This is a genomic window from Lampropedia puyangensis (genome assembly GCF_004833285.1).
Taxonomy (GTDB): Bacteria; Pseudomonadota; Gammaproteobacteria; order Burkholderiales; family Burkholderiaceae_C; genus Lampropedia; species Lampropedia puyangensis.
The window spans coordinates 23,162-37,077 of record NZ_STFG01000019.1; the positions used below are offsets into that span (position 1 = coordinate 23,162).

Annotated in this window: 13 protein-coding genes; 6 read left to right on the plus strand and 7 right to left on the minus strand. The window is 55.1% G+C overall.

Annotation, left to right across the window (positions count from 1 at the left end; genetic code table 11):
* Nucleotides 1-159: 159 nt before the first annotated feature.
* Entirely contained in the window at nt 160-1,134 is a 975-nt protein-coding gene (locus E9531_RS13940; RefSeq protein ID WP_136574380.1) for a porin, read from the minus strand.
* Nucleotides 1,135-1,479: 345 nt separating this feature from the next.
* Nucleotides 1,480-2,394: an SDR family NAD(P)-dependent oxidoreductase gene (locus E9531_RS13945; protein ID WP_136574381.1), complete on the minus strand. Its 915-nt coding sequence runs from the start codon at nt 2,392-2,394 to the stop codon at nt 1,480-1,482.
* A gap of 120 nt (nt 2,395-2,514) precedes the next feature.
* On the opposite strand from E9531_RS13945, the gene E9531_RS13950 reads away from it, so the two are divergent.
* Complete coding sequence (locus tag E9531_RS13950; protein WP_136574382.1) at nt 2,515-3,432, plus strand: NUDIX hydrolase; 918 nt, start codon at nt 2,515-2,517, stop codon at nt 3,430-3,432.
* 17 nt (nt 3,433-3,449) lie between these two features.
* Here E9531_RS13950 and E9531_RS13955 read toward each other — a convergent pair whose 3' ends face one another.
* From E9531_RS13955 to E9531_RS13965, 3 genes are all read right to left on the minus strand, one after another.
* Nucleotides 3,450-4,274 carry a crotonase/enoyl-CoA hydratase family protein gene (locus tag E9531_RS13955; RefSeq protein WP_211343448.1) on the minus strand — a complete coding sequence of 275 codons (825 nt, stop codon included), beginning with the start codon at nt 4,272-4,274 and terminating at the stop codon, nt 3,450-3,452.
* 43 nt (nt 4,275-4,317) lie between these two features.
* Nucleotides 4,318-5,496: an acetyl-CoA C-acetyltransferase gene (locus tag E9531_RS13960; protein ID WP_136574384.1), complete on the minus strand. Its 1,179-nt coding sequence runs from the start codon at nt 5,494-5,496 to the stop codon at nt 4,318-4,320.
* A gap of 440 nt (nt 5,497-5,936) precedes the next feature.
* On the minus strand, nt 5,937-7,388 hold the full coding sequence (locus E9531_RS13965; protein ID WP_136574385.1) for an aminotransferase-like domain-containing protein: 1,452 nt from the start codon (nt 7,386-7,388) through the stop codon (nt 5,937-5,939).
* Between the two features lie 230 nt (nt 7,389-7,618).
* On the opposite strand from E9531_RS13965, the gene pdxS reads away from it, so the two are divergent.
* From pdxS to E9531_RS13985, 4 genes are all read left to right on the plus strand, one after another.
* Nucleotides 7,619-8,566 carry a pyridoxal 5'-phosphate synthase lyase subunit PdxS gene (gene pdxS / locus E9531_RS13970; protein ID WP_136574386.1) on the plus strand — a complete coding sequence of 316 codons (948 nt, stop codon included), beginning with the start codon at nt 7,619-7,621 and terminating at the stop codon, nt 8,564-8,566.
* Nucleotide 8,567: 1 nt separating this feature from the next.
* Nucleotides 8,568-9,191, plus strand: coding sequence for a pyridoxal 5'-phosphate synthase glutaminase subunit PdxT (gene pdxT / locus E9531_RS13975; RefSeq protein WP_136574387.1), 624 nt, complete (start codon nt 8,568-8,570; stop codon nt 9,189-9,191).
* Between the two features lie 171 nt (nt 9,192-9,362).
* Nucleotides 9,363-10,880 (plus strand): succinyl-CoA:acetate CoA-transferase ScpC, encoded by a 1,518-nt coding sequence (locus E9531_RS13980; protein WP_136574388.1) that lies wholly within the window; start codon nt 9,363-9,365, stop codon nt 10,878-10,880.
* A gap of 16 nt (nt 10,881-10,896) precedes the next feature.
* Nucleotides 10,897-11,367 carry a DUF6882 domain-containing protein gene (locus E9531_RS13985; protein WP_136574389.1) on the plus strand — a complete coding sequence of 157 codons (471 nt, stop codon included), beginning with the start codon at nt 10,897-10,899 and terminating at the stop codon, nt 11,365-11,367.
* A 30-nt stretch (nt 11,368-11,397) separates the two neighbouring features.
* Here the strand turns inward: E9531_RS13985 and E9531_RS13990 are convergent, their stop codons facing one another.
* Nucleotides 11,398-12,585 carry a vWA domain-containing protein gene (locus tag E9531_RS13990; protein WP_136574390.1) on the minus strand — a complete coding sequence of 396 codons (1,188 nt, stop codon included), beginning with the start codon at nt 12,583-12,585 and terminating at the stop codon, nt 11,398-11,400.
* Between the two features lie 72 nt (nt 12,586-12,657).
* On the opposite strand from E9531_RS13990, the gene E9531_RS13995 reads away from it, so the two are divergent.
* The gene (locus E9531_RS13995; RefSeq protein WP_136574391.1) at nt 12,658-13,239 is read left to right on the plus strand and encodes a hypothetical protein; all 582 of its coding nucleotides are present in this window, start codon (nt 12,658-12,660) and stop codon (nt 13,237-13,239) included.
* Between the two features lie 67 nt (nt 13,240-13,306).
* Here the strand turns inward: E9531_RS13995 and E9531_RS14000 are convergent, their stop codons facing one another.
* Nucleotides 13,307-13,915 carry a GNAT family N-acetyltransferase gene (locus tag E9531_RS14000; RefSeq protein WP_136574392.1) on the minus strand — a complete coding sequence of 203 codons (609 nt, stop codon included), beginning with the start codon at nt 13,913-13,915 and terminating at the stop codon, nt 13,307-13,309.
* Nucleotide 13,916: the final 1 nt, after the last annotated feature.

A 13,916-nucleotide genomic window follows, 5' to 3' on the forward strand; every position in this document is an offset into this window, starting at 1 on the left:
GCTTTGAATCAATGGCACAAAGGCAGCGCAGAACACCTGTTCGTGTGCCACCCTCAACCCAACATTAAAGAAGTACCAAAGGCATCAGCGGTAGCAATGGCCACAGCGCCAGCAAATCCATCCAGTGGTTGGTTGGCATAGTCAAAACCTCCATTCAAGTTAAAAATAGTGGCGCAAGCCTACTCCAAATGAACGGAAATCTTGCCCAGGTGTGTGCACCCCCAAATCCTCGCCATACAAACCATTGCGGCGGTTGTTCAGCGCGGTGTACTGCGCATAAATTTTGGTGCGCTTGCTCAGATTGTGGTTCCACGCCACCGTCCATTGCGTCGCACCGCTGCCTGATTGGTTGCTGTAATCATCTGCATAGCCCGCATTGAGGTGGATCTCATTCGCACCCAGGGTGTAAATACCCACGAAACGGTAGTTGTTGCGGTTGCCTGCATCAGGCAGCAAGCCGTTTTTATCCCGCTGGTAGTAGCCTCCGAACAGGAAGTCACCCATTGCATACAAGGCGCGCAAACTCCATTGATTGGCATCGCCATACTTGGCATAGGCTGCGGCCAAGGACCAATTGCCCCAGTCGTAATTGGCAATGGCTTCATAGGCGTTTTTGCGTGTGCCATCTACGGCTTGGCGGTCGTCTTTGGTGCTGTAACCCAACTCCAGCACCAAGCCCCCGATATCTGGTGAGACATAACCAATATGGTGATCAGCAGGCATCACGTCAGCAAACAACCAGTCTGCCGATGTGCCGACGTTGTCGTTATGCAGACTCACGGCCTCAACAATGGTTTTGAACGATTGTCCGCCGTAGTTGCCCAAGCGGATACGCCCCCAGTCGCCACCCAACCACACCTCAGACTGGGCTTCATAACCAGCTGAAGCTCCATCAGTACTGTCAATATCACGCTCAAACTGGAACCCTGCTTTGAGGCCAGCGCCCAAGTCTTCTTCGCCTAGAAAACCCAGATTGGAGCCGTTGTTGCGCATTTGATTTTGCGCAGAATCGCCAGACAACTTGCTGCTTTCCACCGTCGTGTTAACACGGCCATAAATGGTGACCGCACTTTGCGCGAAAGCGCTCACACTCAAAGACAACAGCAGTACTCCCAAACCCACTCTTTTGTGCATACCGTCCACCTGTCCAAGAAGGCTTAAGGCGGTTCGTCCTCTTAAGACTGCGCCTTTGCCCCCAATCGCAAGCCAATAAACTGCCCGGCAAAACAGCGAAGCTGGCCGCGAGCAACCGCGGTAAAGGCGCGTGCACACGCTGGAGCAGAGGTGTCTTTATCGTTTTTTCAGTATACGCCCAACAAATATTAATGGGAATGGTTGTTATTTATAAAAATTCTGTATTGAAAATAACCTTCGCATACAAACCTAACCAGCACTGCACCAATGCAGATGGAGTTTGGTATTTCAGACGCACCAAGACGTTGAAGCGCCACCATGTTCTTGGTGCGTGAAGAACACGTGCTAAGCAGCTTGGTGTGCCGCCATGGCTTTTTTGATTTCCGACTCACCCTGCGCTTGGCCGCTGGAGGGCACTGTTTCATTTGCGCGGTCAAGCACCTCATGCAAACGCGCAGCCAAGTCGGTGTCCACGTCAGGCCCTGAGCCCAAATGAATTCCCTGCGTCAGCGTGATGTGTGCCGCTTCAAAACTGCCAGCCCCAGCACACACAATGGCGCGCGTTGGCGCGCTTTCATGGGCTAAAACCAACATAGCAGGTACCACCGCTGCAGGGTTGAGTTGGGCCAATACGGCCTCAGGCATCAAGCCTTCGGTCATGCGTGTAGCTGCCGTAGGGGCCAAAGCATTCACATGGATATGGTGCTTGGCACCTTCGAGCGCCAGCGTTTGCATCAAGCCCACTTGCGCTAGTTTCGCTGCGCCGTAGTTGGTTTGCCCAAAATTGCCATACAAACCAGAGGATGATGTGGTCATCACAATACGGCCGTATTGCTGGGCCACCATGTGTTCCCAAACCGCTTTGGCGCAATGCACGGCCCCCATCAAGTGCACATCAAGCACCAGACGGAAATCTGCCATGTCCATCTTGGCAAAGCTCTTGTCGCGCAAGATGCCTGCATTGTTGACCAAGATGTCTACCCTGCCCCAGGTCTCCATCACTTGGGCCACCATGGCTTGCACTGCATCAAAATCAGTAACAGAAGCACCATTGGCCATGGCCTGCCCACCCAACGCGGTGATTTCATCCACCACCTGCTGCGCTGCAGAGAGGGAGCCGCCTTCGCCCTTGACACTGCCTCCTAAATCATTGACCAACACTTTGGCACCCCGCCGCGCCAACGCCAATGCATGCTCGCGCCCTAAACCGCCCCCGGCGCCTGTCACAATCGCTACGCGGCCCTGAAAATCCAATGCCATGCTCTTTGCTCCTTGTTGTATCGTTGGTGTATGCAGCCAGCGTTCAAATCAACATCGGATCATCTGAAAATACGCTAGGCCCCACGGAATGCGGCCATCATAACGATCGGAGACTTTTTCATGCGTCAAACTCGTGACCCCCAGGAACCGGCCAATCAGTCCCAGCACACGCAGGCTCCTGAGCCTATTGCTGCGGCCAGTGTGATTGTGCTGCGCCCCCACGCGCAAGACGGCTTTGAAGTGCTGTTGATGGAACGCGCGGCCACGTCGCGCAATTTTGCAGGCACCTTGGTGTTTCCTGGTGGCAAGGTCGATGCAGGTGACGAAGCCATCGCCAACGCTGCAGGTTTTGCCAACGTGTGGGCTGCGCACCAACACGCATTCACTCGCCACCAGCTTGATGCCCCAACAGCAGCCAGCCTATACGGTGCGGCGTTGCGAGAAACGTTGGAAGAAGTCGGTCTGGTCTGGACAGCCGATGGCCAAGCCCCACAAACCGCCCAATGGCAGCCGTTGCGCCACGCCTTACTCAACGGCACGCCCTGGGCCCAAGCCACGCAGGCGCAACCATTGGCCTGTAGCGTGCAAAACCTATTGCCTTTTTCGCGCTGGATCACGCCCAAAGTTCCTAACTTCAGCAGCAAGCGTTTTGACACTTGGTTTTTATTGGCACAAGCGCCTGCAGAGCAAACTGCACAGGCCGATACCAGCGAAGCTGTACGGCTGGTATGGGGCACACCGCGCGCCTTGCTTGCAAGCCACCAACGGCGCGAGATATTGCTCCCGCCACCACAAATCATGACCTTGGCACACTTGAGCCGCTTTGCCAGTATTGCTGCTGTGCAAACGCATGCCAGCACCCAGGCGCCCTACTGCATAACCCCTGTCAGTGTGGATGTGGATGGCCAGCGCATGGTCTGCTTTCCGGGTGATCCGTTGCATGAAGAAACCACCACCGTGATGCCAGGCCCACAACGGCTGGTCATGCGCAACCGCTGGTTTGAGCCCAAACATGCTTTCGACGATTTGTTTGTGTAACACCTGCGCGCAGGCGGCTAGACATCGTCAAAAACGGGCGCACGCCTTTGCAACCCTGCTGCCACCGCTTCACGCTGGTTGGGCGAGCCCAATAGCAGCATCTGCTCAAGCGACTCGGCCATCAGCAAATCGCCAGCTGATGCATCAAAACTGCTGTTGAGCAGGCGCTTAGCAGCACGAATGGCCTGCGGATGAAAGCTGGCCATTTCAGCAGCCAGGGCTTGCGCGGCCTGCAAAGGCTCTGGTTCAATGCGGGTGGCCAAACCAATCTGGCAAGCTTCTTGTGCATCCACCATGCGCCCGGTAAATACCAACTCCCGCGCAATATCCGCACGTACCAATTCACGCAGCAGCGGCATGCCGGCCATATCGGGCACCAAACCCCAATGGATTTCGCGCACTGACAAGCGCGTGGCCGGTGCAACCAAACGCACATCTGCGCCTAGCGCCAATTGCATGCCTCCACCCAAAGCAACGCCATGCACCGCTGCGACCACGGGAACCTCCAGCGCACGCCACTGCCAGCCAATGGCTTGGGGCAAGTTAGCAGGGCCAAAACGCCTTTGAGCCAAGCGGCCCAATACCGGGTCAACGCCTTGGCCATGCAAGATGCCTTCGAAATTGGCCATATCCAGGCCTGCGCAAAAAGCCTTGCCTTCCCCAGCCAGCACCACGGCCCGCAAACCTGCCGCATCGCGCAGCCAGGCGCCAGCATCCATCAAGCCTTGGAACATCGCCCCATCAAGGGTGTTCATCTTATCGGCCCGCCGCAAGGTCACCGTGGCCACCCCTGTTGGCGCCAAGCACACGCTGACACGGTCTTTAAAACATATTTCTTGCATAGAAGACTCCTTGATTGCGGTGCGCATGGCAGTCAGTGCCGCATCACAAACGCTCAAGAATGGTGACGTTGGCCATACCGCCGCCTTCGCACATGGTTTGCAAACCCCAGCGCTGGCCACGCGAATGCAGCGCGTGCACCAACGTTGCCATCAGCTTGGCACCAGATGCCCCTAACGGATGACCCAATGCGATGGCCCCACCATGGACATTGAGTTTTGCAGGGTCTGCATCCAACGCCTGCAGCCATGCCAGGGGCACCGCAGCAAACGCTTCGTTGACTTCGTAGAGATCGATATCGGTCAAACGCATGCCCGCCTTTTGCAAAGCACGCTGCGTCGCCGGGATAGGGGCTTCGAGCATGATGACCGGATCATGCCCCAGCACTGTCATGTGGTGAATACGCGCCAATGGCTGCGCCCCTAAAGCTTTCAGGCCACGCTCATTCACAATTAACACGCCACTGGCCCCATCGCACACTTGACTGGCATTGGCCGCAGTGGTCACGCCCCCTTCTTGCAATAGCTTCACGTTGGCGATGGCCTCCAGCGTGGCGTCAGGGCGCAAACCTTCATCTTGGGTGTGCCATTGCCCGCTCACTTGGCCTTGAGCATCGCGCATGGCAATCGGCACGATTTCATTTTTGAAAACCCCGGTCTGCGTGGCAGCAACGCCCTTTTGATGGCTTTGCAGGGCAAAAGCATCGAGCTGCTCTTTATGCAAACCGTATTTGTGCGCCACCATTTCTGCGCCCACAAACTGGCTGAAATCTTGCGCACCATAGCGCTCCTGTATCGCCGGACTTTGGTAGTAGCCCATGTCCGCTTTGCGCGGCAACACCATGGGACTGCCCATGGGCACACGGCTCATGGATTCCACACCAGCAGCGATCACCACATCCATCACCCCTGACATGACCGCCTGGGCCGCAAAGTGAATGGCTTGTTGCGACGAACCACACTGCCGATCAATGGACGTCCCCGGCACCGACTGGGGCAACTTGGAAGCCAGCACCGCGTTACGCCCTACGTTGGCGGCTTGCTCGCCAATTTGACTTACGCAGCCCATGAACACATCCTCCACCAGTGCAGGATCCACGCTATTGCGATCGACCAAAGCATTGAGCACTTGCGCGGCCAAATCCACCGGGTGCCAACCGGAAAGACGCCCGTTTCGTCGCCCGCCTGCAGTGCGTACTGCATCCACGATGTATGCCTGATGCATCACTGTCTCCTTGTCTTGTGTGTTGAGGTTTGGGGCGCGCGAGCCCCAAACCTGCTGTTGGTTGTCGATCGTGCCAGAGTTAGCGAGCAGCGCTGTCACTTACGTGAAAACACAGCCTTGAACAACCCCACGCCAAAACGCATAAGCTGTGGATAACGCATGTGATGGCTGTTGCATGGTTTGGGGATGACAACCCCCTTTGTGAAAGGGGCTCAAGTTATCCCCAATTCTGTGATCGACATTGCCCCTATCCACACACAGACTCGTCAATTTCGTAACATATTGATATAAATACAAAATAATTACTTATCCACAGAACGATGGCACCCTTATTACTATCATTATTCTTTTATTTATTCAAAAAAAGAAATAGTCAGTAGACAACAGGACAACTGCACACAGCATGGGTTTTGATCGTTTCCAACAGGCAATGCCATCATTCACGTGGCACGTCCTCTCCTACAAGCCTGCATGCTCTTTGCCAATGCATTGAACACGGCAGGAGAGAGACTTTGGGCCACATTGAAACGCAAATAACCATTCGCTTGTTGTGAGGGGCTGAAGCTATTGCCCGGCGCAAGTAGCAGTTGATGGTGGTGCAGGGCGTACTCAGATAAGGTGGCCGCATCCAGTCCTTCTGGTAACGCACACCAGACAAACATGCCTGCGCTAGGTTGGTGCCATGCATGGACGCCCAATTTCTCTAGCCGCTGCAAGGTCAACCCCATGGCATCTGCCAGTCGGGCTCGCAAGCTGTTCATGTGCCGCTGGTATGTGCCACTGCCCAGCAAGGTATGCAGCAGTTCCGCTGAAAAATGGCCTGATTCAAAGGCAATGGCCAGCTTCAAATCCACCAATTGTTCAACCCAATCAGGTCTGGTAGCGATATGCCCCACGCGAACCGAGGCCGATAAGGTTTTGGAAAAACTGCCAACGTACACCACACGGCGCAAACCATCGAGCGCGGCATAGCGAGGGGCACGGTGGTTTTCAAAATCGGCAAACACATCGTCTTCAATGATGGTTAAGTCGTGTTGTGCCGCCAGCACCAAGACTTGGTGCGCAATCTCCACACTCAAACTCGCCCCGGTGGGGTTGTGCAGTGCGGCATTGGTGATGTACACACGTGGGCGGTGTTGGGCCAGGCACGCGGCCATGGCTTGTACATCAGGTCCGTGCGGGGTATAGGGAACACTCACTACATTCGCACGGTGGGCTCGCAACATTGCCTGAAAACTAAAGTAGCACGGGTCATCGACCAGCACCGTATCGCCCGGTTGCAGAAAGAACCGGCACAGTAAATCCACGGCTTGGGTGCTGGACTCGGTCAACATCAACTGTTCTGGCGCTACATGCATGCCACGCTCGCCCAAACGGTGGGCCAGCAGCTGCCGCAAAGCGGGGGAGCCTTGTGGCGTTCCATAGCCTGTTAACGGGGCCAAGGGTTTGCGTGAAACCGCGCGTAAAGCACGCCGGATTTCTTGCTCAGGCATCCACGAATCAGGCAACCAACCACAGCCTGGCTGCAAGCTGGTTGCAGGGGCCAACAAGGCTTGGCGTGTAACCCACACCGGATCGCTGGCAGGGCTCAAGCCCGCGGCAGTTTCGGCAACCTTAAATGGGCTGACTTGCCGCCCCACGTAAAAGCCAGAACCCGGACGCGATTCGATTACCCCTTCAGCCACTAAACGCGCATACGCCTCAACCACCGTAGAACGCGAGACGCCAAGGCTATCGGCTTGGACACGAATGGAGGGAAGTTTTTTGCCAACGCACAAATGCCGCATTTGTATCCGCTGGCGAATGTCTTGCATGACTTCTTCCACGCGGGTAAGGGAGGCTGCGCTTGGGATGTTTTGTGGGACGCTTGCAAGAGGATCGGGCGATGCCATAGCGGTATGAAAACAAGAATAAAAATTGATTGTTGAATAGGCCAAAACCATGCCAAGTCGACATTTGAGCAAGTCAATCACGCCGTCGCACGCCGCACCAACTGTATGGTTGGATTATCAGTACAGTTTAGGCAAACCGTACTGCCATCATATCTGGTCATCGCCCAGGCATTTTTCTACCATTGCCGCCTGTTTATCTTTCTCACTCATACCCGAATCGACTGGTTTTTATGACTACTGCAGCAGCATCTTCAACGCCAGAAATGGCCCATTCCATCAGTACCGAACACCGTTTGAAGGTGGGGTTGGCAGAAATGCTCAAAGGCGGCGTCATCATGGATGTGTGCACGGTAGAGCAAGCCCATATTGCGCAAGCTGCAGGTGCATGCGCGGTGATGGCACTCGAACGCGTGCCGGCACAAATTCGGGCGCAAGGCGGTGTTGCGCGCATGGCCAATCCGCGTTTGATTCAAGACATCATGGCTGCAGTCACCATTCCGGTCATGGCCAAAGCGCGTATAGGTCACTTTGCGGAGGCGCAGGTGTTGGCCCACCTGGGTGTTGACTTCATTGATGAGAGCGAGGTATTGACCCCAGCAGACGAAGTCCATCACATCGATAAGCAGGCATTCAAAACGCCTTTTGTGTGCGGGGCGCGCAATTTGGGCGAGGCACTGCGCCGCATCAATGAAGGCGCAGCGATGATCCGCACCAAAGGCGAAGCTGGTACGGGGGACGTTGTGCACGCGGTGAAACACATGCGCCAGATCATGGCCGACATTCGCGCATTAACTGCATTGCGTGCTGATGAACTGTACGTTGCCGCACGTGACTTGCGTGTACCGTTTGCATTGGTACAGCAAGTGGCCAAAACAGGCGCATTGCCGGTCCCCAATTTTTCAGCAGGCGGTATTGCGACACCGGCCGATGCGGCATTGATGCGGCAATTGGGCGCACAGGCGATTTTTGTTGGTTCAGGCATTTTCATGAACGACGGGCAAATACTGGCCAGTGCGCAAGAAGCGGCCGAACGCGCCAATGCCATCGTCCGTGCCTGTACCTATTTTGATGATGCAGCCGTTGTGGCTGAATGCAGCGCGCAATGCCAAGGAGCTATGCGCGGACTGGCGGTTTCGACGCTCGAACCGACCGCGCTGCTGCAAACACGAGGGGACTGAGATGTTGCCCACGCCTGCTACCTCCAACGTTCCTGTTGTCATTGGCATTTTGGCGTTGCAGGGCGCCTACGAAGCCCATGTCCGAATGCTGGACGTTATTGGGGCCAAGCATCGGCTGGTGCGTACCGCCGCAGACCTGCAAACCGTGGATGGGTTGATTGTGCCTGGCGGGGAATCCACCACCATGCTGCACCAATTGCAGCAGGAAGAGGGGTTGTGGCAAGCCTTACTGGCGTTTGTCCACCAATACCCATGCTTGGGCACCTGCGCTGGTTTGATTGTGTTGGCGCAACAGGTGCAGCCGCCTCAAGCAAGCCTGGGTGCGTTGCAGGTGCGCGTGCAGCGCAATGCCTATGGGCGCCAGCGTGAGTCTCGTGTTACCACGGCCAGCACAGCATTGGCTGGCGGGCCAATAGAAGTTGTTTTGATTCGCGCGCCACGCATCGTGGCTTGGGGGGCTGATGTGCAGATACTGGCGCAGTGCGATGGCGATCCTGTGCTGGTGCAACAGGGCAGGGTGATGGGGTGCAGCTTCCACCCCGAATTGGGCAAAGATACGCGCATCCATACACGCTTATTGCAGGCCTGCGAGGCGGTGAAAATGAGCCCCGCGTCAGGTTCATGAAACCTGCCAACCAGCACACTAAAAGTGACAAAACTTCGTCTTACTAGGCCAAGGACACCAAAAATCTAGGGATAACACCTACTCAATAACCCTTAACAATCCGATTGAGCAAAAAGCTTCAGGCGTAGGATGCAAGCCTCCATTCTTGACCCACGATACAAGAGCGTAGCTATGCCTGAATTCGATCGCATCCAATGCACCGCTTTGCAAAGCAAAATCATGACCGCAGCCCAAGCGGCAGAACTCATCCCCGAAGGCGCCAATGTGGGTATGAGCGGTTTCACGGGATCGGGCTCGCCCAAAGAAGTGCCTATGGCTTTGGCTGCCCGCATTGAAAAGCTCTACGAGCAGGGCAAAACCTTCAAAATTGATTTATGGACAGGCGCCTCTACAGCGCCCGAAATTGATGGTGCGCTGGCCAAAGTCAACGGCATCCAAACGCGCCTGCCTTACCAGTCCGACCCTATTGGTCGCAAACGCATCAATGAAGGCAGCATGCAATACATTGACATGCACCTCTCACACGTTGCGCAATATGTGTGGTTTGGCTTCTTTGGAAAATTGGATGTGGCCGTGATTGAAGTGGCCGGTATCTTGCCTGATGGCCGTTTGATTCCATCGACCTCGGTAGGCAATAACAAGACCTGGCTGGACCAGGCCGATATGGTGATTTTGGAAGTCAACGCATACCCACCTTTGGAGCTGGCCGGTATGCACGATATTTACTACGGTACCCAATTGCCACCGCACCGCGTGCCTATTCCATTGATCAAACCCGATGATCGTATTGGTGAACAGTACCTGCGCTGCGATCCGAGCAAAGTGATCGCGGTTGTCCCTACCAACAAATCAGACCGCAATTCGCCCTTCAAAGACCCTGACGCGTCCTCAACCCGCATTGCCGGCCATTTGATTGAGTTTTTCAAGAACGAAGTGGCATTGGGCCGGTTACCAAAAAATCTGCTGCCTTTGCAATCGGGCGTGGGCAATATTGCCAATGCGGTGCTTGCAGGTTTGAACAATGGGCCCTTTGATCATCTCACGGCGTATACCGAAGTGCTGCAAGACGGCATGCTGGCCATGCTGCAATCGGGCAAACTGGCCAGCGCGTCATGCACGGCCTTGTCGCTGAGCCCTGAAGGCGAGCGTGAATTCATCGACAACATCGGTTTTTACCGCGATAAAGTCGTGCTGCGCCCACAGGAAATGAGCAACCACCCCGAGTTGATTCGCCGCTTGGGGGTGATTGCCATGAATGCCATGATTGAGGCCGATATATACGGCAACGTCAATTCAACCCATGTCAATGGCTCCGCCATCATGAATGGCATTGGCGGCTCAGGTGACTTTGCCCGCAATGCATACCTGTCCATCTTCATGGCCAACTCCATTGCCAAGAATGGAGATGTTTCCTGCGTCGTGCCATGCGTCTCGCACGTAGACCACACCGAACACGATGTGCAAATCATCGTGACCGATCAAGGCTTGGCTGATTTGCGCGGCCTCTCGCCTAAAGAGCGTGCCAAGAGCATCATTGCCAATTGTGCGCACCCAGATTACCAGCCGTTATTGCAAGACTATTACGACCGTGCGCTGCACCAGTCCGTGGGCAAGCACACGCCCATGCTGCTGACTGAAGCCTTGAGCTGGCATGACCGTGCGCAACGCACCGGCAGCATGAAACCCTGAAACCAAGGGCCAGCCGATGACGACAGAGAAGGATTGGACGCAATGGAGCAAGGATGCTGTCAACGCCATGTTCGAGAGCAACAAAACATGGCAACAGCGCTTTGCTTTGCAAGGTGCGCCTTACCGCTGGGACTTGAACGCCGCAACTTTGACTTTTGACAGCCCGTTGGGCGATGTGGTGGCCACCGTATGCTTGGTTGGTACGACATCGCGCAGTGGTGGCACATTTCTATGGGCATGGGCCAATGATGCGATTCCTGCGCAGCATGGCCAGGCACTCGCTGCCGTGCGTGAATTTGGCGAAACCCATGGCCTGGCATTACTCACCACCCCAGAAATTTCCGGTGGCCAACCCGAAGCGCTTGAATGCCTGTGCATTGCCGGGCGGCTGCAAAATGCCTTAGGCACCTTTGTGGATGAAGAAGGTGACGTGACGCTGTACTTCACACTGCTGCATTTTCAAATGGCGCAGCCTCCACTGCATTGACACAACACCGCGTAAAAAGCACCTGCAAATTCATTTTGAGAGCAGGCGCATCGCGTCTTCCAACCCTTTGAGGGTGAGTGGATACATGCGGTTGCCTACCAATTGCTGAATCAGGGAAATGCTTTGGCGGTAGCCCCAAACGCCTTGGGGCTCGGGGTTGACCCAGGCGTGATGGGGAAATGCATTGGTCAGGCGTTGAATCCATTCAGCCCCTGCTTCCGGGTTGTTGTATTCCACACTGCCACCAGGTTGCAGAATTTCATACGGGCTCATGGTTGCGTCGCCTACAAAAATCAGTTTGTAGTCTTTGTTGTATTTGCGAATCACATCCCAAGTGTCGAATTTCTCGGCAAAGCGGCGTTTGTTGTTCTTCCACACGAAGTCGTAAACGCAGTTGTGGAAGTAATAAAACTCCAGATGTTTGAATTCTGTTTTCACAGCGGAAAACAACTCTTCCACGCGCTTGATGTGTTCATCCATCGTGCCACCTACATCCATGAGCAGCAGTACTTTGACGTTGTTGTGCCGCTCAGGCACCATTTTGATGTCCAGGTAGCCTGCATTGGCAGCAGTAGATTGGATCGTGCCTTGCAGGTCCAACTCTAACTCATGGCTAGTGCGTGCAAACTTGCGCAAACGCCGCAGCGCGACTTTGATGTTGCGCGTGCCCAGCTCTTGGGTGTCATCGTAGTCGCGGTACATACGTGCATCCCATACCTTGACTGCGCTTTTGTTGCCCCCTTTGCCGCCAATGCGAATGCCACGTGGGTTGTAACCACCATGGCCAAAGGGCGAGGTACCTCCCGTACCAATCCATTTGTTGCCGCCTTCATGCCGCTCCTGTTGTTCTTCCAGGCGTTTTTTGAAGGTCTCCATCAATTCATCCCAGCCCATGGCCTCCAACGCGGCTTTTTCTTCTGCAGTGAGCTCCTTCTCGAGCAGCTTGCGTAACCAGTCATCAGGAATTTCTTTGCTGTAGTCGGTCAGCATGTCCACGCCCTTGAAGTAAGCGGCAAAAGCGCGGTCAAACTTGTCGTAATGCTTTTCGTCTTTGACAAGAATCGTGCGGCTGAGATGATAGAAATCATCCAGGCTCGTGCCTTCTGATGCCTTGGGCCCAATCACGCCACGGTCCAAAGCCTCCAGCAGCGCCAGAAACTCTTTCACTGAAACCGGTAATTTGCCGGCGCGCAAGGTGTAGAAGAAGTCGATCAGCATGGAAATTTAATAATTGTTTAACAATTGAAGCCTACAGTGGTTCTTTCATCTCGCGCAGAGAGAGAAAGGCCCATGAACATCGAAAAAACTGCCAGAGGCGTGTTCGCACTGGAAGAGCGAAACAAGATGGCCCCCAAGGAGCGGCAATTGCTGATCCTGAGCAATGGCAAGCGCTCGCTGCAGGATCTGGTTGATATTTTTGGGAGCGATTGCCTGGCACTTTTGGAAAAGCTCCAAGCCGATGGTTTGCTGCGTGGTGTGCAGCGAGCAATGCCCAAAGCATCCTCAGCATCGGCGCCTATCCGTAACGATCTGCCTGCAGGGCCAAAACGGGCTAAAAACCGCAGTTTGGCTGCCTGCAAAATATATGTGATGGACGTGCTGCAACTGCAGCAAAACGAGGGCGCTCGGCATATTGTCCAGTCACTGCGCGAAAGCGATGACGCCAAGCACATTCTGGAGTTGTTATTGGTTGCTCTGGATTTGATCCTAGAGCGCTCGGGCGAGCGGTATGTAGAGCGGGTGGCCAACCGTGTGTTTGAGATCGTGCCTGATGAGCACCTCAACCTTTTTATCCGTCTGACCTTTGAGCTGCACATTCCCATTCTGGATCTGGTTGCCCGGCAGTATGTGGGGCTGCTTGAAGCCGTGTGAGCAGGCCCCAAGCAGGGGGAGAGCAGCCAGAACCTTTGGGACATTGTCATTGTTCTTTCTGGCACGCTCAACCAGCGTCCGTGCGATGGTGCATCGCTTGCCTGTATTGCAATTGCGCACGCGCTTCTGGCCATTCAAATGCGGTCATGCTGTACATCACGGTGTCTCGGATCGTGCCGTCGCGGCGCAGTGCATGCCCACGAATCACACCGTCCTTTTTGGCCCCCAACCGCTCAATGGCTTGCTGACTGGCAAAGTTGAATTGGTCGGTGCGCCAGCCCACAACTCGGCACAGCAAAGTGTCAAAGGCATGGCTGAGCAGCAGTAATTTGCACGTGGTATTGACATGCGAGCGCTGCACGCGTTTGGCGTACCAGGTGTAGCCAATCTCCAGGCGATGCACTGCAGGCACGATATCGTGGTAGCTGGTGGTGCCCAGCACGGTGTCGGAGGTCTCTTCCAGTACCACAAAGGCAAAACGATGACCTTGCTCACGCGCCTCAAGTGCCGTTTCAATATAGCTGCGTACTTGTTCGGGTTCAGGCACTCCCGTCACGCGCAGGTTCCACAATTGCCCATCACAGGCGGCAGCACGCAAACCTTCTTCGTGTTCCAACGCCAAGGGCTTGAGCACCACACCGTTGGCACTTAAACGCACAGGTTCTACAAAGGCCATC

What these genes read in the sequence shown, in the direction of transcription:
- pdxT (WP_136574387.1), top strand. Translation starts at nt 8,568, where the DNA reads ATGTTGCCCACGCCTGCTACCTCCAACGTTCCTGTTGTCATTGGCATT.
- E9531_RS13950 (WP_136574382.1), top strand. Translation starts at nt 2,515, where the DNA reads ATGCGTCAAACTCGTGACCCCCAGGAACCGGCCAATCAGTCCCAGCAC.
- E9531_RS14000 (WP_136574392.1), bottom strand. Translation starts at nt 13,915, where the DNA reads ATGGCCTTTGTAGAACCTGTGCGTTTAAGTGCCAACGGTGTGGTGCTC.
- pdxS (WP_136574386.1), top strand. Translation starts at nt 7,619, where the DNA reads ATGACTACTGCAGCAGCATCTTCAACGCCAGAAATGGCCCATTCCATC.
- E9531_RS13955 (WP_211343448.1), bottom strand. Translation starts at nt 4,274, where the DNA reads ATGCAAGAAATATGTTTTAAAGACCGTGTCAGCGTGTGCTTGGCGCCA.
- E9531_RS13995 (WP_136574391.1), top strand. Translation starts at nt 12,658, where the DNA reads ATGAACATCGAAAAAACTGCCAGAGGCGTGTTCGCACTGGAAGAGCGA.
- E9531_RS13965 (WP_136574385.1), bottom strand. Translation starts at nt 7,388, where the DNA reads ATGGCATCGCCCGATCCTCTTGCAAGCGTCCCACAAAACATCCCAAGC.
- E9531_RS13985 (WP_136574389.1), top strand. Translation starts at nt 10,897, where the DNA reads ATGACGACAGAGAAGGATTGGACGCAATGGAGCAAGGATGCTGTCAAC.
- E9531_RS13960 (WP_136574384.1), bottom strand. Translation starts at nt 5,496, where the DNA reads ATGCATCAGGCATACATCGTGGATGCAGTACGCACTGCAGGCGGGCGA.
- E9531_RS13945 (WP_136574381.1), bottom strand. Translation starts at nt 2,394, where the DNA reads ATGGCATTGGATTTTCAGGGCCGCGTAGCGATTGTGACAGGCGCCGGG.
- E9531_RS13990 (WP_136574390.1), bottom strand. Translation starts at nt 12,585, where the DNA reads ATGCTGATCGACTTCTTCTACACCTTGCGCGCCGGCAAATTACCGGTT.
- E9531_RS13980 (WP_136574388.1), top strand. Translation starts at nt 9,363, where the DNA reads ATGCCTGAATTCGATCGCATCCAATGCACCGCTTTGCAAAGCAAAATC.
- E9531_RS13940 (WP_136574380.1), bottom strand. Translation starts at nt 1,134, where the DNA reads ATGCACAAAAGAGTGGGTTTGGGAGTACTGCTGTTGTCTTTGAGTGTG.